The sequence below is a fragment of the Methylobacterium sp. WL12 genome (assembly GCF_008039475.1).
GTDB classification, from domain to species: domain Bacteria; phylum Pseudomonadota; class Alphaproteobacteria; order Rhizobiales; family Beijerinckiaceae; genus Methylobacterium; species Methylobacterium cerastii.
The window spans coordinates 1-2,084 of record NZ_VRUW01000194.1 but is presented as its reverse complement, the minus strand read 5'-3'; the positions used below and the strand labels follow the sequence as shown (position 1 = coordinate 2,084).

4 protein-coding genes are annotated in these 2,084 nt (G+C 56.8%); 2 read left to right on the top strand and 2 right to left on the bottom strand.

The window, feature by feature from the left end:
* Positions 1–390, top strand: a 390-nt coding sequence (locus FV226_RS27385; RefSeq protein ID WP_187278875.1) for a transposase, incomplete at its 5' end; no start/stop codon positions are given.
* A 582-nt stretch (positions 391–972) separates the two neighbouring features.
* Here FV226_RS27385 and FV226_RS28290 read toward each other — a convergent pair.
* Positions 973–1,161, bottom strand: coding sequence for a hypothetical protein (locus tag FV226_RS28290; protein ID WP_187278876.1), 189 nt, complete (start codon positions 1,159–1,161; stop codon positions 973–975).
* On the opposite strand from FV226_RS28290, the gene FV226_RS27380 reads away from it, so the two are divergent.
* Complete coding sequence (locus FV226_RS27380; protein WP_147765389.1) at positions 1,141–1,614, top strand: helix-turn-helix domain-containing protein; 474 nt, start codon at positions 1,141–1,143, stop codon at positions 1,612–1,614. The genes FV226_RS28290 and FV226_RS27380 overlap by 21 nt on opposite strands.
* On the opposite strand, the gene FV226_RS27375 is transcribed toward FV226_RS27380, so the two are convergent.
* A partial coding sequence (locus FV226_RS27375; protein ID WP_147765388.1) for an integrase core domain-containing protein occupies positions 1,564–2,084 on the bottom strand: 521 nt, incomplete at its 5' end. The two genes, FV226_RS27380 and FV226_RS27375, sit on opposite strands and share 51 nt — an antisense overlap.

Sequence of the window (2,084 nt, the reverse complement as noted above, 5' to 3'; positions counted from 1 at the left end):
GGGGCGATCTGCCCGGCCCGAGGCGTCGGCGCGGGCCTGGTCATGCCCCGTTGCACCACGTCGGCCATGACCCATCACCTCGAAGAAATCTCCGCAACCGTCACGCCCGGCGCCCACGCTGTCCTCCGGCTCGACCAGGCCGGCTGGCACACCACCAGGAAACTGGCCGTCCCGGACAACATCACCCTGCTGCCTCTTCCGGCTCGTTCGCCCGAACTCAACCCGGTCGAGAACTTCTGGCAGTTCATGCGCGAGAACTGGCTCGGAAACCGGATCTTCCAATCCTACGCCGACATCCTCGACCACTGCTGCGACGCCTGGAACAAGATCGTCGCCCAGCCCTGGCGCATCATGTCCATCGGAATGCGCCGATGGACCCATGGGTTCTGATCAACGAGGGTTGGTATAATACCTTGATTAAACGCCAATGTGACAATCTTAGATTCGCGAATAAAAATTGCCGGCGTGCAGGTCCAGGGTCGATCTTTCCTTATTTTAATCCCTGACACGTATCTCAAATTCTATGCTAATGATAGGTGAAATATTAATCACAACAATCGGCTGAATATTTTAAATATTAAAATTGCAAATATTGATAAAAACATACGCCATCTAAAAATTGATACAGGTGTTGTTTATACGCGATATACATTCCATTTTAGCGCATAATATCATTTAAGCATCGTATTCATGGGGTTTAACGGTGCGCTTGCGTTTACCAGTGTCCCAAACTTCTGCTTCCGGGCGCATACGCTGGAGCGCTGAACGACCGAATTGGGTCGAGACCCGTCCGTCTTCTCTATGGCCGGGTTGGGTGGCTTTTTGCCGGTCCGCTTTTGGATGAGATAGAATGTGAAGCGGACGTTTGTGCGAGAGGTGGCATCCTGAACGCAGTCGTGGACTATCCCGACGGGTGTAGCCGGTCCCATCATGTGAAAGGAGGATGGTTCCGTGTCATGGCGCTACGTGCGGTCAAGTTTTAGTCAAGATATCGAGTTGGCTGTGTGCTGTGCTGGATACAATGAATCTCTCGTCCAGCATTTTCATCAAGAAGCGCAGATCAGCTTCGTTCTGACCGGTTGGCGTCAGTTCCTGGTCGGCGGCCGCTACATCGATGTACCGGCTGGAAGCTCCTGCATCATGCCTGCGGGTGTCCCACACCAGGGGATTGATTGTGCTCCAGACACGGTATCCCTCAATCTCTACGTTCTCTCTGGCCACTCCATAGCCCTGATGAGCATGACGAGGCCGCTGGCGGAACTCTTCCCAGATATGCCTTCCTCTACCAGGGCTGCGTCAATCGCTTGCGTCGCAGCCCAGGCTGGCTTGAGCCGAGAGGGTTTCACGCGCCGCTTCTCGCGCCACCATGGCATGCCACCTCATGCTTACAGACGCATGCTCCGCCTCAATAATGCCCGTCAGATGCTACGGACGGGTACGCCCCCCGCAGAGGTGGCTGCGGCGACAGATTTTGCTGACCAAAGCCATTTCGGCCCCTGGTTCAGGCATGCCTTTGGGACCACCCCCTCTGGCCTGCCCCCATTCGGTGGCCCAGGTTCGAAGTTAGTGCATTGTCGGTCGCGTGACGATGGCGGAGTGGGCGACCGGCGCTGAACCGCTGGGTTCAGGTGGCCAGATGACAACCTGTGGCGCAGGCGGCTGGTAGCCGAGTGACGAGTGCGGCCGGATGGTGTTGTAGTCCTTCCGCCATTGTTCGATCACGACGCTGGCTTCCTTGAGGGTGTAGAACACCTCGCCGTCGAGGCGTTCATCGCGCAGCTTCGCGTTGAAGCTTTCGCAATAGCCGTTCTCCCACGGACTGCCCTGCTCGATGTACGCAGTTGCTGATCCAACCGCTACGATCCAGGCCTGAACTGCTTTGGCAACGAACTCCGGTCCATTGTCCGAGCGGATATGTTCTGGCACACCGCGTAAGCTGAACAGGTCCGAGAGCACGTCGATCACGTCGAGCGCTTTCAGCTTGCGAGCGACCCGGATGGCCAGGCACTCGCGGGTGAACTCGTCGATGACGTTCAGCATCCGGTACTTGCGCCCGTTGTGCGTGCGGTGCTCGACGAAGTCGT